At 60.3% G+C, this 21,588-nt stretch carries 16 protein-coding genes; 5 read left to right on the top strand and 11 right to left on the bottom strand.

Annotated elements, in window-relative coordinates; all coding sequences use genetic code 11:
* Positions 1-2: 2 nt before the first annotated feature.
* The 7 genes from BN1124_RS11545 to BN1124_RS11515 form a co-directional block, all read right to left on the bottom strand.
* Positions 3-920, bottom strand: coding sequence for a hydrogen peroxide-inducible genes activator (locus tag BN1124_RS11545; protein ID WP_042642015.1), 918 nt, complete (start codon positions 918-920; stop codon positions 3-5).
* Between the two features lie 333 nt (positions 921-1,253).
* Entirely contained in the window at positions 1,254-2,219 is a 966-nt protein-coding gene (locus BN1124_RS11540; protein ID WP_033129294.1) for an alpha-L-glutamate ligase-like protein, read from the bottom strand.
* A gap of 3 nt (positions 2,220-2,222) precedes the next feature.
* Entirely contained in the window at positions 2,223-3,761 is a 1,539-nt protein-coding gene (locus tag BN1124_RS11535; protein ID WP_033129295.1) for an inactive transglutaminase family protein, read from the bottom strand.
* A gap of 3 nt (positions 3,762-3,764) precedes the next feature.
* The gene (locus tag BN1124_RS11530; RefSeq protein ID WP_042642013.1) at positions 3,765-4,553 is read right to left on the bottom strand and encodes an ATP-dependent zinc protease family protein; all 789 of its coding nucleotides are present in this window, start codon (positions 4,551-4,553) and stop codon (positions 3,765-3,767) included.
* Between the two features lie 52 nt (positions 4,554-4,605).
* The gene (cmoB, locus tag BN1124_RS11525) at positions 4,606-5,583 is read right to left on the bottom strand and encodes a tRNA 5-methoxyuridine(34)/uridine 5-oxyacetic acid(34) synthase CmoB (RefSeq protein ID WP_042642011.1); all 978 of its coding nucleotides are present in this window, start codon (positions 5,581-5,583) and stop codon (positions 4,606-4,608) included.
* A gap of 3 nt (positions 5,584-5,586) precedes the next feature.
* The gene (gene cmoA / locus BN1124_RS11520) at positions 5,587-6,330 is read right to left on the bottom strand and encodes a carboxy-S-adenosyl-L-methionine synthase CmoA (RefSeq protein ID WP_042642009.1); all 744 of its coding nucleotides are present in this window, start codon (positions 6,328-6,330) and stop codon (positions 5,587-5,589) included.
* Positions 6,331-6,710: 380 nt separating this feature from the next.
* The gene (locus tag BN1124_RS11515) at positions 6,711-7,571 is read right to left on the bottom strand and encodes a DUF72 domain-containing protein (protein WP_042642007.1); all 861 of its coding nucleotides are present in this window, start codon (positions 7,569-7,571) and stop codon (positions 6,711-6,713) included.
* Positions 7,572-8,013: 442 nt separating this feature from the next.
* Here BN1124_RS11515 and aspS point away from each other — a divergent pair, with 442 nt between their 5' ends.
* The 3 genes from aspS to BN1124_RS11500 all read left to right on the top strand — a co-directional run bounded on the left by aspS (position 8,014) and on the right by BN1124_RS11500 (position 12,622).
* Positions 8,014-9,804 (top strand): aspartate--tRNA ligase, encoded by a 1,791-nt coding sequence (gene aspS, locus BN1124_RS11510; RefSeq protein ID WP_042642005.1) that lies wholly within the window; start codon positions 8,014-8,016, stop codon positions 9,802-9,804.
* 73 nt (positions 9,805-9,877) lie between these two features.
* Entirely contained in the window at positions 9,878-10,618 is a 741-nt protein-coding gene (locus BN1124_RS11505) for a YebC/PmpR family DNA-binding transcriptional regulator (RefSeq protein ID WP_042642003.1), read from the top strand.
* A 384-nt stretch (positions 10,619-11,002) separates the two neighbouring features.
* Complete coding sequence (locus BN1124_RS11500; RefSeq protein ID WP_042642001.1) at positions 11,003-12,622, top strand: phosphoethanolamine transferase; 1,620 nt, start codon at positions 11,003-11,005, stop codon at positions 12,620-12,622.
* A 448-nt stretch (positions 12,623-13,070) separates the two neighbouring features.
* On the opposite strand, the gene nagC is transcribed toward BN1124_RS11500, so the two are convergent.
* From nagC to nagB, 3 genes are read right to left on the bottom strand one after another with little or no spacing between them, the layout of a single operon-like run.
* The gene (nagC, locus tag BN1124_RS11495) at positions 13,071-14,285 is read right to left on the bottom strand and encodes a DNA-binding transcriptional regulator NagC (RefSeq protein ID WP_042642000.1); all 1,215 of its coding nucleotides are present in this window, start codon (positions 14,283-14,285) and stop codon (positions 13,071-13,073) included.
* 4 nt (positions 14,286-14,289) lie between these two features.
* Positions 14,290-15,435 carry an N-acetylglucosamine-6-phosphate deacetylase gene (gene nagA, locus BN1124_RS11490; RefSeq protein WP_042641998.1) on the bottom strand — a complete coding sequence of 382 codons (1,146 nt, stop codon included), beginning with the start codon at positions 15,433-15,435 and terminating at the stop codon, positions 14,290-14,292.
* Positions 15,436-15,444: 9 nt separating this feature from the next.
* Positions 15,445-16,245 (bottom strand): glucosamine-6-phosphate deaminase, encoded by an 801-nt coding sequence (gene nagB / locus BN1124_RS11485; protein WP_042641996.1) that lies wholly within the window; start codon positions 16,243-16,245, stop codon positions 15,445-15,447.
* Positions 16,246-16,516: 271 nt separating this feature from the next.
* On the opposite strand from nagB, the gene nagE reads away from it, so the two are divergent.
* Both nagE and BN1124_RS11475 read left to right on the top strand, forming a co-directional pair.
* Positions 16,517-17,971, top strand: coding sequence for an N-acetylglucosamine-specific PTS transporter subunit IIBC (gene nagE, locus BN1124_RS11480; protein WP_042641994.1), 1,455 nt, complete (start codon positions 16,517-16,519; stop codon positions 17,969-17,971).
* 121 nt (positions 17,972-18,092) lie between these two features.
* Positions 18,093-20,756, top strand: coding sequence for a beta-N-acetylhexosaminidase (locus tag BN1124_RS11475; RefSeq protein ID WP_042641992.1), 2,664 nt, complete (start codon positions 18,093-18,095; stop codon positions 20,754-20,756).
* 250 nt (positions 20,757-21,006) lie between these two features.
* Here the strand turns inward: BN1124_RS11475 and BN1124_RS11470 are convergent, their stop codons facing one another.
* Positions 21,007-21,573 carry a nucleotidyltransferase family protein gene (locus tag BN1124_RS11470; RefSeq protein ID WP_042641990.1) on the bottom strand — a complete coding sequence of 189 codons (567 nt, stop codon included), beginning with the start codon at positions 21,571-21,573 and terminating at the stop codon, positions 21,007-21,009.
* Between the last annotated feature and the right edge of the window lie 15 nt (positions 21,574-21,588).

The following is a 21,588-nucleotide window of genomic DNA, read 5'->3' as shown; positions in this document are numbered from 1 at the left end:
GGCTATTCGGCCTCTGTTTTGGGCTCGATCAGCGGTGTGAGCAACTCGGCGAGCTTGTAGAAGGTCTGCACCCGGGTGGTGCTGGGGCGCCATACCAGACCGATCTCGCGATAGGGCTTCTCTCCCGGCAGGGGAATGGCCACCAGATCCGAGTTGTCGAGGATGCCTGCATCTATGGCCATCTGCGGCAGGAAGGTGGTGCCGAGACCGGCGCCCACCATCTGTACCAGGGTGTGCAGACTGGTGGCGGCGAAGGGGTTGATCTTGCTCTTGTCCCGCAGCCGGCAGGCGCTCACCGCATGCTCGGTCAGGCAGTGTTCCCGCTCCAGCAGGAAGATGCTCTGGTTGGGCAGCTCCTTGTAGTCAAACGGCATGTGCAGGCCCGCCGCCATGTGAGACGGCATCACCATGTGGAAGGGATCTATGCCCACCATCTTGCTGTGAAAACCGCCGATCTCCACCGGCAGCGCCAGGATCAGCAAGTCGAGCTGCCCCTGCTCCAGCTGCTTGAGCAGGTTGGTGGTGGTGTCTTCCCGCAGCAGCAGCTCCAGCTCCGGATACTCCTTGCCGCACACCTGCAGCAGCTTGCTCAGCAGGAAGGGGGCTATGGTGGGGATGCAACCGAGCCGGACGGTGCCGTGCATGACGCCGCCCTGCAGTTGGCCGAGCTCCATCAGATCCCGGGCGTCGGACAGCAGGTTGCGTGCCCGTGCGACTATCTCCATGCCCACCGGCGTCATGATGAAGCTCTTGTGATCCCGCTCCACCAGTTGCAGGTTCATCATGTCTTCCAGGGTCTGGATCCCGGTACTCAGGGTGGACTGGCTGACATGGCAGGCCTTGGCGGCACGGTTGAAGTTCTTGTGCTCATCGAGAGCGACCAGATATTGCAGCTGTTTCAGGCTGGGCCAACGTTGCATAAGGGGAACCCGATCGTTGCTATCTATTTGATTTCATTAATCTACCATCGGGAGCGCACTTTGTCGCCGAGATTAGGCGCGCGCCTCGTGTATGGCAGTGTGTGTGAGTCATCCCGCAAGCGGCTGAAATGATGAGGATTGCCTGCCCGGAGGCACAGCCGCTCTGGCAGCTTATCCCCTTCTCCTGCGCCGTTGAAGCGCCCCGGTGAGGGGATGTGATGGGGATCGGCATAGTGCTGATGGCGCCGCACTCAGCCCAGGCTATCGGGCCGCTACCGGCATAAAAAAACGCGCCAGATGGCGCGTTTTTACTGGATACAGACAGGGGGCTGCCTAGTCGTCGAAGATACCGAAGTGATCCTTGGCGAAGTTGACTCGCTGCTCCACGTTCATCTTGACCTGGCCGAGCTTCTCGATGGTCTTGAGATTCGGCACCAGGCCACGGCCGTTGGCGATCTGGATGGCGAGGCCGGGACGGGCGTTGAGCTCCAACAGCATGGGGCCGCGGAACTTGTCGAGCACCATGTCGGTGCCGATGTAGCCGAGGCCCGACATCTCGTAGCAGGAGGCCGCCAGCGTCAATAGGGTATCCCAGTGGGGCACCTTGAGATCGTAGAGATCGAGGCCGGTGTCCGGGTGGTGGCGCAGCGGGTTGCCAAATTGCACCGCCCGCAGCGCGCGGCCGGTACGCAGGCACAGACCCACCCCCACGGCGCCCTGGTGCAGGTTCGCCTTGCCGTCGGAAGCCGCGGTGGAGAGGCGCATCATGGCCATCACCGGGAAGCCCTTGAAGATGATCACCCGGGCATCGGGTACCCCTTCGAACGAGTAGCCGTCGAAGACATCATCGAAGTTGATGAGGCCTTCCACCAGCGCCACGTCGGGCTTGCCGCCGAGGGAATAGAGACCCGCCAGGATGTTGGAGACATGGCGCTCCAGGTCCTGACCATTGCTGGCGCTGCCGTTGGGCTTGTAGAACAGGCCGTCTTCCTGGCGCAGGATCACCAGGATCCCCTTGCCACCTGAGCCGCGGGCCGGCTTGATGCAGAAGCCGGGCCAATCCTTGACCAGCGTCGTGATCCGGGTCACGTCGTGTTGCTCGCGGATGGTGCCGATAAGCTCCGGCACCGTGACTCCTGCATCCAGCGCGATGCGCTTGGTCTGCAGCTTGTCATCCACCAGCGGGTAGAGGCTGCGCGGGTTGTAACGGCTGATGTAGGAGTGGTTGCGCTTGTTCATGCCGAGGATGCCTGCCTGGGACAGGCTCCACGGACTGGTGTATTTCTGCCAGAACCACATCTGTTACTTGTCCTTACCCGGGGTACTGCCGGACTTCATCTCGTCCACCAGCGGCTTGAAGCGCTTGAGTTCGCTCAGCTTGTAGCCGGTGTAGTTACCCATCAACAGCACGGTCGCCATCAGCACCAGCTGCAGGCCGAGGAAGTTGAAGGTCAGGTGACGAATGAGCTCGTTATCCATGGCCAGGTAGGCGATCACCGCCACCAGCAGGGAGCCGCCGCCCTGGCGTACCACCTCTTTGGGACCCTCTTCTTCCCACAGGATGGACATCCGCTCTATGGTCCAGGAGAGGATGATCATCGGGAAGAAGGTGATCTTCATGCCGTCGGTCAGACCCAGCTTGAAGGCCAGGGCGGAGAAGACGCCGATCATCGAGATCACCATGATGATGATCGCCGATATTCGGGCCACCAGTAGCAAGTTCAACCTTGAGAGGTAAGACCGGATGATAAGGCCGGTGCCGACGATCAGCAGGAAGCCCACCAGACCGGTGATGAGCGAGGTCTGGATGAAGGCGACCGCGATCAGCACCGGCATGAAGGTACCGGAGGTCTTGATACCGACCAGCACCCGCAGGAACACCACCATCAGGACGCCGATGGGGATCAGCAGCAGGCCCTTGAACAGCGCCTGCTCTTCCAGCGGCAGGCTGTGGATGGAGAAGTTCATGATCTCGGACTTCTCGAACTTCTGTGCCAGTGCCACGTTCACCGGTTGCTCCTGCTCGATCATCGAGAAGGTCACGCGGGAGTTGTGGCCGCCGGTCACGTCAAGCAGGGCGCCCGAGTTGTATTCCCACAGCAGCAGGTTGGCCGGTTGGCCCTGTTCGCCGGTCTGGGGGTTGAACAGCTTGTAGTCAGTCGGGCTGTTGAACACCTGCAGATAGTCGATCAGCTCCTGGCGACGGCGACCGTCTTCCAGATTGAGGGCATGGACCACCCGGGCTGGTACTTCGGCGTTGTTGAGCAGCTCGGCGATCAGGTTGGCACGGCTCTTGTGGGATTTCAGCAGCTCGGCGTTCTGTTCCTGCTTCTCGATCTCTTTGATGATCTCGCGGGTCAGGGTATAGCCGTCGGCGGAGCGCTCCTGGGCGCGCTCCAGGATCTGCTTCATCGCGGTGGCGTAGGGCTCACTCTCGATCTGCTTCTCGATGGCCGGAGGCTGGGGATTGGCGGCCGGTTTGGCATTGGCGTCGGCCATCATGTCAACCCGGTAGTAGAGCTCCTGGCGGCCGGAGGCGGTACGAATGGACCACTCGGCACGGGCGTCACCGTCTTTCTCGACAAACGACAGGCCGTAGCCGGGGCTGGCGGCGTTCTCGTTCATTAGAGTGAAGTTGGGCTGGGTACCCGGGATGGCCAGGGAGGCGATGACCGGCTCGCCGGTCGCCTCGAATTCGAGCTTGGCTTCAATGGACCAGATCTGACGTTTCTCGCCCGGCGTGAGCGGCACGTCCAGCGCGACATGGTGATAAAACGTCATTCCCAGGCCGACAATGTACAGCAGGGCGACCAGCAAATAGAACGGCTTACGGGAAACCATGGATTATTTTACATCCTTGAGCTTGGGTTTTGGTTGGATATATTCGCGGGCCACGTCGACCACGGCGATGTCCTTCAGGAATTCACGGCCCAGCAGCACGGGGAAGGTCATGTCGCTGCGATCTTTCAAGGTAAATTCGGCCTTCTCGGTCATGTCACCGATGCGCACCGTGAGGCGTACCACGGGACGGCGGTCGAGATCGTCGGCGGAGGCCTGACGCACCCGCACGTGGCGCACCAGCGGCGCCTCGATCTGGATCTTGTCGTCCATCTCCTGATGGCTCAGGAAGAAGCGCACCCAGTTCTTGCCGTTGCGCTCGAAGATGGTGATCTCCTGGGCGCTGATGGAGGAGGTGGTGGCACCGGTATCGACCCGCGCCTGGAAGGCGTCGTTGGCCGCATCCACCCAGATCCACTCGGCTTCACCCACCAGCAGCTTGCCATCGACGGTGTGGCCCTGGCTCGGCGCCGCACACTTCTCGGTCGGGATCACCATGGGCTTGGGTGGCTCGGGTGGCAGGGTAGCCAGCTTGCTGTCGACTTTATTCACGGACTCTTTCATGTTGGTGACATCGGTGTTGAGCTGAACCAGCAGGTGCTGTTGCTGCACATACTGCTTCTGTTGCTGTTCCATGGATGTTTGCAGGCGTTGTTCGCTCAGGGCAATCTCGTTGCGAAGTTCGGCCAGCGTCAGGGTCGGAACCGGAGGCGCTTTCTCCATACTGACACACCCGCCGAGACTGAGCAGGGAGAGCAGGGTCATTCCTTTTAATTTGCTTTTCATGTCATTCATTTAACTGTGCTTCCTGGAATTGGGTCAGTGTAACTTCCGCAGGCGCCATCGGCTAGTCTTTGGCCTTCCTGGCGATCAGTACGGCACGCTTGGGTGCCGGATATCCTTCCACCGTGAGTGCCGGATCTGCGGGGTCCAGATAGTCACTCAGGGACTCATTAATCATCCAGTCGGTACGACGCTGTTCGTCGGTACTGGTCATATTCTCGTCCACTATACGCACGTCCTTGAAGCCACTGCGCTCGACCCAGAGCTTGAGCGCCGCGCTTGAGGGGATGAACCAGACGTTGCGCATCTTGCCGTAACGGTCGGTAGGCACCAGTACGTCGTTGACTCCACCCTCTATCACCAGCGTCTCCAGCACCAGCTCGCCATCGTCTTTGAGCTGGTTGCGCAACTGCTCTATGTGCTCGATGGGGGATTTGCGGTGATAGAGCACCCCCATGGAGAAGACGGTGTCAAAGGCCCGCAGCTCGGGCAACTCCTGGATGCCGAGGGGCAGCAGATGAGCGCGCTGATCCCCTCCGGCGAAGTGACGGATAGCCTCGAACTGGCACAGGAACAAAGGGCTGGGGTCGATGCCGACCGCGAGCTTGGCGCCAGCGCCAACCATGCGCCATAGGTGATAACCGCTGCCACAGCCGACGTCCAGCACATAACGTCCCGTGAGCGGGCTGATGTGGGGCAGCACCCGATCCCACTTCCAGTCGGAGCGCCACTCGGTGTCGATGTGGATGCCGTGGACGTGGAAGGGGCCCTTGCGCCAGGGCATGAATTGGCGCAGCAGGCTCTCGGTCTTCTTGCGCTCCCCCTCGCCGAGGCTGTCGGCACTGCCGATCTCGACCCGATCGATCAGCTCGACATGGCCGGGGGCGATGTTCGGCAGCTTGTTGAGGGCGCGATTCCAGCGCGGCAGATCCCCGTGCAGGTTGTCGTGTTGCCAGGCGTGCAACTGGGCGGGCAGGGTGTGCAGCCAGTGGCTCAGCCGGTTCTTGGCGATCAGTTGATAAAAATTGGCGAAGTCGATCATGGCTTATTGGGCGTCGCTGGCTTTGATGGCAATCATGGAGCCGAAATTGAAGCACTGGAACCAGAGGTCCTGGTGGGCGAAGCCTGCGTCCCGCAGGCGGGCCTGGTGCACGGGCAGGCTGTCGGTGCGCATCACGTTCTCCAGCGCGTTGCGCTTTTGGCTTATCTCCAGCTCGCTGTAACCGTTGGCGCGCTTGAAGTCCAGGTGCAGGTCGATGAGCAGCTCGTTGACCTGGGCATCCTCGAAGCGGAACTTCTCGCTCAGGATCAGGATGCCGCCGGGGCGCAGGCCGTCATGGATGCGCTTGATGAGGGCGGCCCGCTTCTCGGGCTCGACGAACTGCAGGGTGAAGTTGAGTACCACCACGGAGGCGTTGTCGATTTCGATGTCACAGATGTCCGCCTCGATGAGCTCGACCGGCACCTCTGACTTGAAGCCAGAGAGGTGGGCACGGGCGCGCTCTATCATGGGGTGGGAGAGATCGACCGCGGTGATGCGGCAGCCCGACTGAGTCAGGTTGCGGCGCATGGCCTGGGTGGCGGCACCGAGGGAGCAGCCAAGGTCGTAGAGACGGCTGTCTGGCTGGGCGTAGCGGGCGGCCATCATGCCGATGGCGGAGATGATGTTGCTGTAGCCCGGCACGGATCGCTGGATCATGTCGGGGAAGACATCGACGACCTGTTCGTCAAAACAGAAATCCCCAAGGCGAGCGATGGGGGCGGCAAAAATCTGGTCTTTGGTCTGCATGCTGGCGCAACCTGACAGCCGGTACAAGGGCCGGCTGTTTTGTTCAATGGAATCTTGGCTGGACGCTCATCGACAGGGCGTCGTCACCGGTTTGCAAACGGATGGCGGCCTTGAGATCCTTCGAGCCTGCTCCGTTCGAAACGGGCCATCGTCCTGGCCCTTTCTGTTGGACCGCATTGCCTGTTGCAACTTATTGCAACGGACTAATGCCCTGGCCCTTGTTGGGGACCGCCCCTTTTGTTGCAAACTGTTGCAACGGACGAGTGTCCGGGCCCTTATGTATGGGGCGCTAGTGTAGTGGATTGACTGGCGTTTGTCTTGACGCCAGCCCTGCCCGAACCACAAAAAATCGGCTTTTTTTATGGCGGCCTGATGGCGGGCTAAAAGTTCAGCAGGCCCTGGCGCGCGCGATCGTTTTCCCCCGGCCAGGGGGCCATTTGCTGGCCGAGCAGACGGCTCACCTGGCGGGCCAGCTCCGGTGCCTGCACGTTGTCGGCGCTATGAATGAAGAGGTAGAGATCCTTGCCCTCGGCCAGCCACTGCTGCCAATGGGGCAGCCAGGGCGGCAGAAAGGGGTGATTGGCAGCCGGATCCGGCAGGCCGATGAGGCGCACCACGGGGGCATTGGCGGTGGCGAGCAGGTGCACCGGCAGCCTGGGTTTCTTGCCCTGAGCGTCTATCATGGCGGCACTCTTTGCTGCGGTACTGGCCGGCACCGAGAACAACGGCCGGCTGTCGAGCATGATGCGGTTGATGCCGCGCGCCATCAGCAGCCGATTGAGGGCGCGCTCCGCCTCGCCCTTGGCGAAGAAATCGGGGTGACGCACCTCGAGGGCATAGGTGAACTCCCCGGGCAGGCGCTCGAAGAAGGTGGCAAGGCGCGGCAAGCCGGCGGGGCCGAAGCGGGCGGGCAGCTGCAGCTTGAGCAGCCCCAGCTTGTCGTGCAGCGGCGCCAGCAGGCGGATAAAGTCTGTCACCAGCTTGCCTGCGCTCACCAGATCGCTCTGGTGGCTGATGGTCTGCGGAAACTTGAAGCTGAAGCGAAAGTGGGCGGGCACCGCATCGGCCCAGCGCTGCACCGTGTCCGGCGTCGGGGAGGCGTAGAAGGTGGTGTTGCCTTCCACCGTGTTGAACACCTGGGCATAGTGGGCGAGGTGTTCGGCGGGCTTGGCATTGACCCCCAACAGCTGACCGGGCCAGGCCGAATGTGACCACTGCGGCAGACCCAAATAGAGGCTCATCACGACTCCTGTCGGCGGATTTATCTTGTTTTGCTCTGCTTTTTGCGCCAGGACAAGAAAAAACAGGGCAAAGGAGGCTGCGGGCTATTTTACCCAAATAGGGGTTTTCCTCTATAATGCCAACCCTTTTGTTTGCCAATTTGTTGTGCCTCATGGGGTCGTGCGCCTATGGTGGCGACGATGGCGGCCATGAACTGGCTAAACAACGATGCTTGCCGATGTCCTCGCTCCGGCTCTTTGACCCCTTGTCGGTCACGCAGGTCGAGCCAACATGGGTGGCAAATCGTGGCGGCAAATCTTCGGCTCAGAGGAGCCGAAGGGTACGAGATTGATTTCAAACCGGGTAAGAAGCAGGATCTGGCCAGCTGTGAGACAGGCGGTGCTTGCCAGTCGTGCCCGGCGACCCAAAACCGTCTCTCTACAATTTCGAAGGAAGAAGTCCATGCGCTCTATCTATTGCGGACAGGTCAATGAGGCCCATGCTGGGCAGACCATTACATTGTGCGGTTGGGTCCATCGTCGTCGTGACCTGGGCGGTCTCATCTTTATCGACATGCGCGACCGGGAAGGGATCGTGCAGGTGTTCTTCGATCCGGACAAGCCGGACGCCTTCGCCCTGGCCTCCGAACTGCGCGGTGAGTTCTGCATTCAGGTGACCGGCGTGGTCCGCTCGCGCCCCGAGTCCCAGCGCAACAACGACATGGCCACCGGCGCCATCGAGGTGTTCGCCCACGAGTTGACCATCATCAACCGCGCCGAGCCGCTGCCGCTGGACTTCAACCAGGTCAACAGCGAAGAGATCAGCCTCAAGTATCGCTACCTGGACCTGCGCCGTCCCGAGATGGCCAAGTACCTGAAGACCCGTGCCAAGGCCAGTGCCTTCGTGCGCCGCTTCATGGACGAGCAGGGCTTCCTCGACATCGAGACCCCTATGCTGACCAAGGCCACTCCGGAAGGGGCCCGTGACTACCTGGTGCCGAGCCGTGTTCACAAGGGCAAGTTCTACGCCCTGCCGCAGTCCCCGCAGCTGTTCAAGCAGTTGCTGATGATGTCCGGCTTCGATCGCTACTACCAGATCGTCAAGTGCTTCCGCGACGAAGACCTGCGTGCCGACCGTCAGCCTGAATTCACCCAGATCGACGTGGAGACCTCCTTCATGACCGCACCCCAGGTGCGCGAGCTGATGGAAGAGATGATCCGCCAGCTGTGGCAACACGTGCTGGCCGTGGATCTGGGCAACTTCCCGGTGATGACCTTCGACGAAGCCATGCGTCGCTTTGGCTCCGACAAGCCGGACCTGCGCCTGCCGATGGAGCTGGTGGACGTGGCCGATCTGCTGACCGCGGTCGAGTTCGCCGTGTTCGCCGGCCCGGCCAACGACCCCAAAGGCCGTGTGGCAGCCCTGAAAGTCCCGGGCGGCGCCGAGCTGTCTCGCAAGCAGATCGACGAATATACCAAGTTTGTCGGCATCTACGGTGCCAAGGGCCTGGCCTGGATGAAGGTCAACACCGCAGCCAACGGCCTCGAGGGCGTGCAGTCTCCGGTCGCCAAGTTCCTGTCTGACGAGATAGTGCGCGAGATCCTGGCCCGCACCGGCGCAGCCGATGGTGACATCATCTTCTTCGGCGCCGACAGCAAGAAGGTCGTCTGTGACGCCATCGGCGCCCTGCGTCTGAAGGTGGGTCGCGATCTGGGTCTGGTGGAGCAGTGCTGGAAACCGCTGTGGGTCATCGACTTCCCCATGTTTGAGGAAGACAGCGAAGGCGGCCTGGCGGCCATGCACCACCCCTTCACCGCCCCGAGCAACCTGGGTCCGGACGAGCTGAAGGCAAACCCGCTGGGTGCCTACGCCAACGCCTACGACATGGTGATCAACGGTTACGAAGTGGGCGGCGGCTCTGTCCGTATCCACAACAGCGAGATGCAGTCCACCGTGTTCGACATCCTGGGGATCACCCCGGACGAGCAGCGCCTGAAGTTCGGCTTCCTGCTGGATGCGCTGAAATACGGCACCCCGCCGCACGCCGGCCTGGCCTTCGGTCTGGATCGTCTGAGCATGCTGCTGACCGGCACCGACAACATCCGCGACGTGATTGCCTTCCCGAAAACCACCGCGGCCGCCTGTCTGATGACAGACGCTCCGAGCTTTGCCAACCAGGCCCAGCTGACCGAGCTGGCCATTGCGACCGTCGCCAAGGCCGATGCCAAGGCGGACGTCGAAGGCGCCGAATAAACCAGACGGGCCGCACTTGCGGCCCGCATTATCAGACTATCTCATCGAGTTAAAATTATAACGGAGAGTTTTTATGGCAGGTCACAGCAAATGGGCCAACATCAAGCACCGCAAGGCGGCACAAGACGCCAAGCGCGGTAAAATCTTCACCAAGCTGATCCGCGAGATCACCACCTCGGCCCGCATCGGCGATCCGGATCCGGCGAACAACCCGCGTCTGCGTGCGGCGGTGACGGCGGCCCTGACCAGCAACATGACCCGCGAAACCATCAACCGCGCCATCCAGCGTGGCGCCGGTGGTGGCGATGGCGAGCAGCTCGAAACCATCGTGTACGAAGGCTATGGCCCGGCTGGCTCCGCCGTGATGGTAGAGTGCCTGACCGACAACCGTAACCGTACCGTGGCCGAAGTGCGTCATGCCTTCAGCAAGAGCGGCGGCAACCTGGGCACCGACGGCTCCGTGGCCTACCTGTTCAGCAAGAAAGGGCTGTTGACCTTCGTCGGTGTGGATGAAGATGCCCTGATGGATGCGGCGCTGGAAGCCGGTGCCGATGACGTAGTCACCGAAGAGGATGGCTCCATCGAGGTGTACACCACTCCGAACGATTTCGGCACTGTGCTGGATGCGCTGGAAGCCGCCGGCTTCAAGCCAGAGAACGCCGAAGTGACCATGATCCCGTCCACCGAAGCCGAGCTGGATGCCGAGACTGCCCCCAAGCTGATGCGTCTCATCGACATGCTCGAAGATCTGGACGACGTGCAGGAGGTGTACCACAACGGCTCCATCTCCGACGAAGTCGCGGCAACGCTCTAAGTCAGGAGCGCATGCGCAGGAGGGGTATCACAACGAGATCACCTCCGACGAAGTCGCAGCAACCCTCTAAATCAGGGGACGCATGCAGGCGCGGATCCCTGTGATGCACCGAGTCTGCGGATAAAACGAATGCAAACGGCAGCCCTGGGCTGCCGTTTTTTTATGTCTTATTTTTGTCTTGAAAGTGTCATCGGGATTCAATCAATCCCTTTTTTGGTCATCTCTTAATTCCCGCTTAAGTTTGCCTTCTTATGCTCACCCTGTATCCGGGCCGCTGTGCCCATCACCTTTCGTTTGCTCGGGATGAGAGAAAGGTGACTGGGATGCCCAAAACTGAGCCCCCATGCAGGGCCTCAAGATCTACTGGCTTGTCGGAGTATTGTTATGCGTCTCACTCTGGGAGTGATGAAGGTTAATCTGTTGCTGGTGCTGCTGTTTGCACTGGTCTTCAACTGGCCCATCTTCCTGCACTTTTACCGTATTCTCACCGATCTGGAACACGTCAAAGCCGGTTTCGCCCTCTCGATCCCCTTCGTGTTGATGGCGGCGCTCAATGCCGTCTTCTTGCCCTTCACCTTCAAGTATCTGCTCAAGCCGTTCTTCATCCTGCTGATCATGACGGGTTCCATCGTCAGCTATGCGATGCTGAAATACGGCATCATCTTCGATGCCGGTATGATGCAAAACGTCATCGAGACCAACCGCGGGGAGGCGACCTCCTACCTCAACCTTTCGATCATGCTCTGGTTCCTGCTGACCGCGGTGCTGCCGGTGCTCTGCCTGTTGCTCATCAAGATTGAATACCCGAGCTCCTGGCTCAAGGGGCTTGGCCTGCGCCTCGGGGGCATAGCGCTCTCCTTGCTGTTCCTGTTCGGGGTCGCCGCCCTCTATTACCAGGACTACGCCTCGGTCGGGCGCAACAATCACAGCCTGCTCAAAGAAATAGTGCCTTCCAACTATGTCGGGGGAGTCTATCGCTACGCCCGGGATGTGGTGTTCGCCACCCCCGTCCCTTACGAGCCGATCGGTACCGATGCCAAGGTGGTGAGCAAGAGCGACAAGCCGACCCTGATGTTCCTGGTGGTAGGCGAGACGGCGCGCAGCAAGAATTACTCCCTCAACGGCTACCAGAAAGAGACCAACGGCTTCATCGGCAAGGAGCAGGAGCTGGTTTCGTTCAAGGATGTGCGCTCCTGTGGCACCGCCACGGCGGTCTCTGTGCCCTGCATGTTCTCCAACCTGACTCGCCATGAATACGATGAAACGGTGGCCAAATCCCGAGATGGCCTGCTGGATGTGCTGCAGCACGCCGGTGTCTCCGTGTTGTGGAAGGAGAATGACGGCGGCTGCAAGGGGGTGTGCAAGAACGTGCCCACCATCGAGATCCAGCCCAAGCAGTTCCCCGACTACTGCCAGGGTGACTCCTGCTACGACGAAGTGCTGTTGCAGGGGCTGGATCAGCAGATCAGCGACATGAAGAGCGGGAACAAGGTGGTCGCCTTCCACCTGATGGGCAGCCATGGGCCGACCTACTATCGCCGCTATCCGGCAGAGGATCGTTTCTTTACCCCCGACTGTCCGCGCAGCGACATCGAGAACTGCAGCAACGAGGAGCTGGTCAACACCTACGACAACACCATCCGCTATACCGACAAGGTGCTGTCTCAGCTCATCGCCAAGCTCAAGACCCTGGAGAGCCAGTACAACGTGGGGATGGTCTATCTGTCGGATCACGGCGAATCCTTGGGGGCCTTGGGGCTCTATCTGCACGGCACCCCCTACAAGTTTGCGCCGGATGATCAGACCCGGGTACCGCTGCTGACCTGGTTCTCCCCCCAGTTGCAAAGCGACCGTCAGCTGGATCAGAACTGCCTGCGCCAGGAGGCGGCTGCCAAGCGCTTCTCCCACGACAACCTGTTCCACTCGATGCTCGGCATCATGGACGTACAGACCAAGGTGTACGACGGCGCGCTGGATATGTTCAAGCCCTGCCGCGGGGGCTGATCTATGGCTCATACGCAGCGACAACCTGTTGTTATCCATACCATGCTCGGCATCATGGATGTACAAACCAAGGTGTACGACGGCGCACTGGATATGTTCAAGCCCTGCCGCGGGGGCTGAGTCTGAGTCGATATCCACAGATAAAAATGGCAGCCGATGGGCTGCCATTTTTATTGGAAGAAGGGCGCTGGGATTTTTATGTCCTGGTGACTCGCAAGCCTGATATGTAGCAATCGAGCCGGGTTGATAAGCGTGCGGCTTTTGGGTCCATGGACCCGATAAGATAGACGGCAGGTGGCTGTGTTGCCGGGAGACGAGCGGGGAGGGCGCTTGTTTGTGTCTAATTAGATAGTTTGACCATTAAATAAACACCTGGCAGACACTTCGGGATGTTAAACAGTAAAAAGGCAGCCTAGGCTGCCTTTTTATTTGGTAATAAAGGAGAAAACTACTTCTGCTCCATGATGATTTGCAGCAGGTCACCCTCCAGCAGGGAGCGCTTGACCAGGGCGAAGCCGCCTATAGTGGGCTGGTTCTGGAAGCGCGCCTTCACGATGGGCAAGCCACGGTGGAAGCTCGGCAGGGATTGATGCTCGACGCAGCGGCGAATGGCCGGGATCAGGATCTCTTCCGCGGCGGTGATTTCACCGGCGATCAGCACCTTCTGCGGGTTGAACAGGTTGACCGTGATGGCGATGGCCCGGCCCAGATGTTCTCCCACGTTCTCGATCACGCTGCGGGCCAGTTCATCCCCCGCTACCGCAGCCTTGCACACCTCCTGGATGGTGATGTGCTTCTCCTGCAAGCTGCTCAGATGGCCACGGCTGATGAGCTCCTTGACCTTGTCGACAATGGCCTCGTTGGAGGCGATGGTCTCCAGGCAGCCGAAGTTGCCGCAGTGGCAGCGCTTGCCGAGGGGTTCGACCTGGATGTGGCCTATCTCGCCGACGTTGCGGTTCTGACCGAGGAACACCTTGCCCTTGGTGATGATGCCGGAGCCGGTGCCCTGGTGCACGCTCACCAGAATGGAGTCCATGCAGTCACGGGACTCGCCGAAGAAGTGTTCGGCCAGCGCCAGTGAGCGGGTGTCGTTGCCCACGTAGCAGGGCAGGTTGAAGTGGTGCTCCAGCAGCTTGGCCAAGCCTAAGTTGCGGATCTGATAGGTGGGGGTGTAGATGACCATGCCGGATTCCGGGTTGATCAGACCCGGCATGGTCAGCGCGACACTGATGAGGTTGCGGCTGCGCTCGCGATTGGCATCGATGAAGGCGCCAATTTCCCGCAGCAGCATGTCGACCACGGGTTGTTGCTCGATCTCGGTCACCTCGGTGATGTGCTGATCGAGCTCCTTGCCGTCGAGATCATACAGACTCAGCTGCAGGTAACCACGGCCAAGCTTGGCAGAGACAAACTGAAAGCGATGCTTGATGGTGGTCAGGGAGATGGCGCGCCGCCCACCGGTCGAGGCCTGCGGCGAGGTCTCCCTGATCAGCCCATGCTCGATCAGTTGCCGGGTGATCTTGGTCACGCTGGCTGGGGCCAGCTGACTCAGTTCGGCAATCTTGACGCGCGAGATGGGTCCTTGCAGGTCAATGAGCCGATAGACGACCGCACTGTTCACCTGCTTGATAAGATCTACGTTTGCTATTTGTCCGCCAGTCATAGTGTCACTGTTGTGTGTAGTGTCCGTTAACCACGGTCCCGCAGACCGTGAAGGCCTGATCAAAGACGGTGAGGTTGGCAATTTTTCCGACCTGGATACTACCGAGACGTGAGTCCCATCCAATGGCGCGAGCGGGGTAAAGGGTGGCCATTCTCAGTGCTTCATCGAGCGGTAATCCGACCTGTTTGACCAGATTTTCCACCCCTTCAATCATGGTGAGGGCGGAACCGCCGAGTGTACCATTCTCATCGACGCACTGACCATCACGCAAATAGACGGTTGCGCCACAAAAATCAAACTTCTCAAAGCCTTTCGGCGCACCAGCGGCGGCGGTGGCATCGGTAACCAACACCAGTCGCTCGCCCAGGATCTTGTGTGCCAGGCGCACTGTGGCCCAGTGCACGTGATGACCGTCGACTATGATGCCGGCGTGTACATCCTTGCGATCATAGATGGCGCCCACAACCCCTGGCTCGCGCCCGTTCAGGGTCGGCGTCATGGCATTGTAGAGGTGGGTGGCGAAGCCGATGCCGTCATCGAACCCGGCCATGGCCTGCTCATAGCTGGCGGCGGTGTGACCGGCGGAGACCAGAATGCCCGCCTCGACCAGACGACGGATGTGCTCCGGCTTGTTGCGCTCCGGTGCCAGGGTGATCTTGGCGATGGCGTCGCTGTTGGCACAGAAGAAGTCGATCATCTCGTCGGCGGGCTGGCGGATCTGCGCGGCCGGGTGAATGCCCTTGCGCTTGAGGTTGGTGTAGGGCCCCTCCAGATGGACGCCGAGTACCTCGTTGGGGTGCGCCGCCATGTAGTCGCGGGTCACCGCCACCGCCTGCTTCATGTCCGCATCCGGACTGGTGATCAGGGTCGGCAGGAAACTGGTGGTACCGGATCTGAGGTTGGCCGCCTGCATGATGGCCAGGGTCTCGGTGGTGATGTGACCGTTGAACATGACGCCACCGCAGCCGTTGAGCTGCACGTCGATGAAGCCGGCGCTCAGGTTGGCGCCGTGCAGATCATATTGCTGTGCCTCGGCGGGCAGTTCGGCCTCGCGCACGATGGCGACAATGCTGTCGCCCTCGATCAGTACGCCGTGGCCGGTCAGCACGCAGCTGCCGGTATAGATAGTGCAATTAGTCAGTGCGTACATGAAGGCTCCTCACAGGTGCTTGATATTGTCGGCTTCCAACTGCTGGAAGTAGCGCACCGTCTTGACCTTCAGCTCCATGGTGGAGGGCTCGTCACACACCATGATGCCCTTCGGATGCAGTTGCAGGGTGGAGATGGTCCACATGTGGTTGACGCAACCTTCCACGGCGGCCTGCAGGGCCTGGGCCTTGGCGTGGCCGATGACCAGGATCAGGATCTCTTCGGCATCCATCAGGGTACCCACGCCCACGGTCAGCGCCAGCTTGGGCACCTGCTCCATGTCGCCACCGAAGAAGCGGGAGTTGGCGATGCGGGTATCCTCGGTCAGGGTCTTGACCCGCGTGCGGGAGGCCAGGGAGGAGGCCGGCTCGTTGAAGGCGATGTGACCGTCGTTGCCGACGCCGCCCATGAACAGGTTGATCCTGCCGTAGGACTTGATCTTCTCTTCGTAGCGCTTGCACTCGGCCGCCAGATCCGGCGCGTTGCCGTTGAGAATATTGATGTTCTCCGGGCGAATGTCGACGTGGTTGAAGAAGTTGTTGTACATGAAGCTGTGGTAGCTCTCAGGGTGCTCTTTGGGCAGGCCGACGTACTCGTCCATGTTGAAGCTGACCACGTGCTCGAAGCTCACTTCGCCTGCTTTATGCAGTTCGATCAGGCGCTTGTAGGTGTTGAGCGGTGTGCCGCCGGTGGGCAGACCCAGTACGAAGGGGCGATCGCTGGTGGGCTTGAACGCATTGATGCGGTCAACGATGTAGCGGGCAGACCAGAGACCGACTTGGCTGGCAGACTTCAACGGGATCAGGCGCATTATGTATACCTCTGTACGGGTTGCGGCAGTCTATCGACGGCAAGGATTTAAGATGGATTTAAGTTGTTTCATAGCGTAAATAAAGATTGCGAACTAAGCCACATCTATCCGTTACCTTTATCTCTGTTGAGTGATAAGGATCACGAAAGTTGGTTTATTAATTTGCGCAGCGAAATAAAACCCATAGACTGCCAATCAAGCCTTGATGGCTTATGCGTCGAACGTGATAAGCACTTAATTTCTAAAAAAACATCAACTAAGGAGAGGAACCGTGAACATTCTCGGTTATTTGCAAAAGATCGGCCGTGCCCTGATGGTGCCGGTAGCGGTATTGCCTGCCGCAGCGATCCTGATGGGGATTGGCTATTGGATTGACCCGAACGGTTGGGGCGGCGGCAGTCCTGTCGCAGCATTCCTGATCAAGGCGGGTGCCGCCATCATCGACAGCATGCCCGTGCTGTTCGCGGTGGGCGTCGCCTATGGCATGTCCAAGGATAAAGATGGTTCTGCCGCGCTGGCCGGTCTGGTCGGTTTCCTGGTAGTCACCACCCTGCTGAGCCCGGGCGCAGTTGCCCAGATCAAGGGTATCCCGGCCGATCAGGTTCCGGCTGCCTTTGCCAAGATCAGCAACCAGTTTGTCGGTATCCTCTGTGGTGTCATCGCTGCCGAGCTGTATAACCGCTTCAGCAGCGTCGAGCTGCACAAGGCGCTGGCCTTCTTCTCCGGTCGTCGTCTGGTGCCGATCGTGACCTCCGTGGTGATGATCGTGGTCTCCTTCATCCTGATGGCGGTCTGGCCGGTTATCTATGGTGGCCTGGTGAGCTTCGGCGAATCCATCGTCAGCATGGGCTCCACCGGTGCGGGCATCTACGCCTTCTTCAACCGTCTGCTGATCCCGGTGGGTCTGCACCACGCCCTGAACTCCGTGTTCTGGTTTGACGTGGCTGGCATCAACGACATCCCGAACTTCCTGGGTGGTCAAAGTTCCATCGATGCTGGCAAGGCCGTTATCGGCACCACCGGCATGTATCAGGCTGGCTTCTTCCCGATCATGATGTTCGGTCTGCCAGGCGCCGCCTTGGCCATCTACCACTCCGCCAAGAAAGAGCACAAAGAGAAAGTTGCATCCATCATGATCGCAGCCGCCTTTGCCGCCTTCTTCACCGGTGTGACCGAGCCGCTCGAGTTCTCCTTCATGTTCGTGGCGCCGGTGCTCTATGTCATCCACGCCCTGCTGACCGGTATCTCCGTGTTCATCGCCTCCAGCATGCACTGGATCGCTGGCTTCGGCTTCAGTGCCGGTCTGGTGGATATGGTGCTCTCCAGCCGCAACCCGCTGGCAACCCAGTGGTACATGCTGCTGGTACAGGGCCTGGTGTTCTTCGGTCTCTATTACGCTATCTTCCGCGCCGTGATCGTCAAGTTCAACCTGAAAACCCCGGGTCGCGAAGATGACGAAGCCGTGCCGGTACAGGCTCAGACTACCGACCGCACCGAACTGGCTCGCCAGTATCTGGAAGTGCTGGGCGGCCAAGAGAACCTGGTCACCATCGATGCCTGCATCACTCGTCTGCGTCTGACCCTGAAGGATCGCAGCATCGTCGATGAGCGCAAGCTCAAAGCCCTGGGCGCGGCCGGTGTGGTCAAGCTCGGTGAGCAAAACCTGCAGGTGATTCTGGGCCCCTTGGCCGAAATCATCGCCGGTGAAATGAAAGCCCTGCGTTAATAGAGCGCAAGCTCGCCTCAAGTCTAAGTCCATTGTTGACATAACTGAGGGCCCCGCCTAGGGGCCCCATATAAAAAAAGCCAAGAAAATCCAACCTTTACTTCAAACGAGAGCAGCAGTTATGAACTTGAAACATTCTCTGTTAGCCATTGCCATGTCTACTATTTGTGCCACCCAAGTGCAGGCAGCCGATGCCGCCAAGCAAGCCGTGGTGGATTCCCTCGCCAATAACCTGGTCGTCAAGTACGAAGTCGTCACCAACGACGGTGCCGGCGCAGGCCTGGATTGCCAGGCGCTCGGCTCCGAATGGGCGAGTTGCGGGGTTGCCAAGCTGCACCTGACCAACACAGGTGCCGACGTGACCTCCAAGGACTGGAGCATCTATGTATCCTCCATCCGCCGCATCCAGCGGGTCGACAACGACCAGTTCACCATCACCCACCTGACCGGTGATCTCTACCGGATGAGCCCGACCGACAAGTTCCAGGGCTTTGCCAAGGATGCCACCGTCGAAGTGCCGCTGGTGGTGGAATATTGGGTACTGTTTGAAAGCGACATCATGCCGAGCTGGTATGTGACCGCCGAGGGTACCGAACCCAAGGTGCTCGCCAGCATGAGCAACATCAACGACGCCACCACCTACGAGAAGCCGATGCCGGCCGACGGCTGGAAGCGCACCAAGGATGACAACAACATCCTGATGACCAGCGAGACTCGCTTCGACGCGAACCAGACCAGCAGCCTGCTGCCGGCCAAACAGATAGACGATCGCATCCTGCCGACCCCCTACAAGCAGGTGGTGAAAGCGGGCCCGCAGGTGGACTTCTCCAGCATCAAGCTCAATGCGCTGGACTTGCCAAGCGATCGTGCCGAGGTCATCAAGGCTGAATTGACCAAGCTGGGTGTCACCCTCTCCGACACCGGCTACCCGGTCACCATCAAGCTCGGCAGCAAGGTCAAGCAGGCCGAAGGTTATGACATGACCATAGGCCAGAAGGGCACCGTCATTCAGGGCAAGGATATCGAGGGGGCCTTCTGGGGCGCACAATCCCTGATCTCCCTGCTGGGAGTCGACGACAAGCTGGTCAGCCAGATGAGCGTCGAGGATGCGCCGCGCTTCGAATACCGTGGCATGCAGACCGACGTGGCCCGTCATTTCAGAAGCCCACAAACCCTGCACAAGCTGATCGATCAGATGTCCGCCACCAAGCTCAACGTGCTGCATCTGGGTCTGACCAACGATGAAGGCTGGCGCCTCGAGATCCCGGGCCTGCCGGAGCTGACCGAGGTCGGTAGCGAGCGTTGCCACGATCTGTCCGAGACCAAGTGCATACTGCCGCAGCTGGGTTCAGGCCCGGGCAGCGACAACCAGGGCACCGGTTTCTACAGCAAGAACGATTACATCGAGCTGGTGCGCTACGCCAAGGCGCGCGGCGTGACCGTGGTGCCCGAGATCAACATGCCGGCGCACGCCCGTGCCGCCGTGGTCTCCATGGAGGCGCGTTACAAGCGGCTGATGGCCGAGGGTAAAGAAGCCGAAGCCAACCAGTATCGTCTGACCGACCCGGCGGATACCTCCAACGTCACCTCGGTGCAGTTCTACGACAAGATGTCCTTCATCAATCCTTGTCAGCCGGGTGCCGCCACCTTCGTCGCCAAGGTGATGGATGAAGTGGCCCAGATGCACCAGGCCGCCGGTCAGCCGCTGACCGCCTGGCACTACGGTGGTGATGAGGCCAAAAACATCATGCTGGGCGGTGGCTATCAGGATCCGGCCACCACCAAGAAAGAAGAGCTGGTGGCCTGGAAGGGCAACACCGACTGGAGCAAGCAGGACAAGCCGTTTGGCAAGTCCCCCATGTGCCAGAAGATGATTGCCGATGGCAAGATCAAGGACGTGGCCGAGCTGCCGGTTTACTTCGCCAAGGAAGTGAGCGAGATGGTCAAGGGCCACGGCTTCTCCACCCTGCAGGCGTGGGAAGATGGTCTGAAGTACGCCAAGAATGCCGGCGTCTTCGCCACCGACAAGACCCGGGTCAACTTCTGGGAAACCCTCTACTGGGGTGGCTTCAACGAGGCGATGAAGTGGGCGCACAACGGTTATGACGTAGTGCTCTCCAACCCGGATTACCTCTACTTCGACTTCCCGAACGAGGTACACCCGGCCGAGCGTGGCTACTACTGGGCGACCCGCTTCAACGACACCCGCAAGGTGTTCGCCTTCGCCCCTGAGAACCTGCCGCAGAACGCCGAGACCTCGGTTGACCGCGATGGCAACCACTTCGTCGCCAAGGGTGACCAGGATGCCGTCAAGTTCAAGGGCATGTCCGGCCAGCTGTGGAGCGAGACGGTGCGCACCGACGCCCAGTATGAGTACATGGTCTACCCGCGCATCTTCTCGGTGGCCGAGCGTGCCTGGCACCAGGGTGGCTTCGAGCTGCCGTACGTGAAGGGCCGCGAGTTCTCCGGCGAGACCAAGTTCGTCAACAAGGCGACCCTGGCCAAGGAGTGGAACCAGTTCGCCAACCTGCTGGGTCAGCGCCAACTGCCGAAGCTGGATCAGGCCGGGGTGGAATACCGCCTCTCCGTACCGGGTGCCAAGCTGGTCAACGGCGTGCTGGAAGCGAACGTGGATCTGCCGGGCCTGCCCATCCAGTACAGCCTGGATGGCAAGACCTGGACCGCCTATGACGCCGCGGCCAAGCCGAGCGTGACGGGCAAGGTCTACCTGCGTACCACCAGCTTCGATGGCAAGCGCAGCAGCCGCGTCACCGAACTGAACTGATAGTTGTCATGAGCACAGGGTGGGTCGCAAGACCCACCTTTCCCAAGGCCGAGGTGTCATCGGGTTTGGGAAAGGTTGACTGTGCGTGTGAACCTTTGTTGTGTGTGTGTATTGTCTGTTTTTCATTACTTGTGACCCCGCCTCGTGCGGGGCTTTTTTTATCTGTAGCACGGCAATTTATTGGTGGGAATATCGATTAAATTGGCCTTTGGCAGTGAGAGCAACTGCCAATAAAGGAGAGGTCGGTGGGTCAGAGCGGGTCGCTTGGCCAGTCGATGTCTTGCACGCAGCCGGGATCGTTGAGTGGCAGGCAGCGCAGGCGCGTCTTGTGACGCGCCACTATGCTCTGCGCTCCCTGCTCACCACCGATGTTGGCGAGCTCGGGCAGCAGGTCGGCGGGGAAGCTGACGGGGTGGCCGGGTTGTCCCAGGTGAAGGGGACGCACTATCTCCAGGCCCGACTGGGCGGCCTGGATCGCCTGCAAGCTGGTGGACGAGAGGTGGGGCATGTCGGCCAGGGCTATGGTCAGGCTGTGGATGGGACGACCTTGGCTCAACAAGGTCCGCACACCGTGGGCCAGACTGTCCCCCAGACCGCCGTCGAGGGGGACCTGGGTCAGCTCGGCACCGGAGTCCGCCAGCAGGCGGCGCAGCGCCTCGTCGTCGCGGCGCAGTACCACCAGCACGCGGTCATGACAGGGGAGCAGGGTAGAGAGGGTGCGCAGGATCAGCGGTGGTGAGCCCGCGAGGCGCTTGTCGCTGCCGTAGCGGCGGGAGAAGCCAGCGGCCAGCAGCAGGGCAACCCGTTCAGGCGGCATCTGGGAGGCTCCTCA

This window comes from Aeromonas eucrenophila, assembly GCF_000819865.1.
Lineage (GTDB): Bacteria > Pseudomonadota > Gammaproteobacteria > Enterobacterales > Aeromonadaceae > Aeromonas > Aeromonas eucrenophila.
The sequence above is the reverse complement of the archived record's forward strand: the minus strand, read 5'-3'. Positions and strand labels throughout refer to the sequence as shown.

What these genes read in the sequence shown, in the direction of transcription:
- BN1124_RS11475 (WP_042641992.1), top strand. Translation starts at nt 18,093, where the DNA reads ATGAACTTGAAACATTCTCTGTTAGCCATTGCCATGTCTACTATTTGT.
- aspS (WP_042642005.1), top strand. Translation starts at nt 8,014, where the DNA reads ATGCGCTCTATCTATTGCGGACAGGTCAATGAGGCCCATGCTGGGCAG.
- BN1124_RS11515 (WP_042642007.1), bottom strand. Translation starts at nt 7,571, where the DNA reads ATGAGCCTCTATTTGGGTCTGCCGCAGTGGTCACATTCGGCCTGGCCC.
- BN1124_RS11540 (WP_033129294.1), bottom strand. Translation starts at nt 2,219, where the DNA reads ATGTGGTTCTGGCAGAAATACACCAGTCCGTGGAGCCTGTCCCAGGCA.
- BN1124_RS11505 (WP_042642003.1), top strand. Translation starts at nt 9,878, where the DNA reads ATGGCAGGTCACAGCAAATGGGCCAACATCAAGCACCGCAAGGCGGCA.
- cmoA (WP_042642009.1), bottom strand. Translation starts at nt 6,330, where the DNA reads ATGCAGACCAAAGACCAGATTTTTGCCGCCCCCATCGCTCGCCTTGGG.
- BN1124_RS11530 (WP_042642013.1), bottom strand. Translation starts at nt 4,553, where the DNA reads ATGAATGACATGAAAAGCAAATTAAAAGGAATGACCCTGCTCTCCCTG.
- nagA (WP_042641998.1), bottom strand. Translation starts at nt 15,435, where the DNA reads ATGTACGCACTGACTAATTGCACTATCTATACCGGCAGCTGCGTGCTG.
- BN1124_RS11500 (WP_042642001.1), top strand. Translation starts at nt 11,003, where the DNA reads ATGCGTCTCACTCTGGGAGTGATGAAGGTTAATCTGTTGCTGGTGCTG.
- nagC (WP_042642000.1), bottom strand. Translation starts at nt 14,285, where the DNA reads ATGACTGGCGGACAAATAGCAAACGTAGATCTTATCAAGCAGGTGAAC.
- nagB (WP_042641996.1), bottom strand. Translation starts at nt 16,245, where the DNA reads ATGCGCCTGATCCCGTTGAAGTCTGCCAGCCAAGTCGGTCTCTGGTCT.
- BN1124_RS11470 (WP_042641990.1), bottom strand. Translation starts at nt 21,573, where the DNA reads ATGCCGCCTGAACGGGTTGCCCTGCTGCTGGCCGCTGGCTTCTCCCGC.
- BN1124_RS11545 (WP_042642015.1), bottom strand. Translation starts at nt 920, where the DNA reads ATGCAACGTTGGCCCAGCCTGAAACAGCTGCAATATCTGGTCGCTCTC.
- cmoB (WP_042642011.1), bottom strand. Translation starts at nt 5,583, where the DNA reads ATGATCGACTTCGCCAATTTTTATCAACTGATCGCCAAGAACCGGCTG.
- BN1124_RS11535 (WP_033129295.1), bottom strand. Translation starts at nt 3,761, where the DNA reads ATGGTTTCCCGTAAGCCGTTCTATTTGCTGGTCGCCCTGCTGTACATT.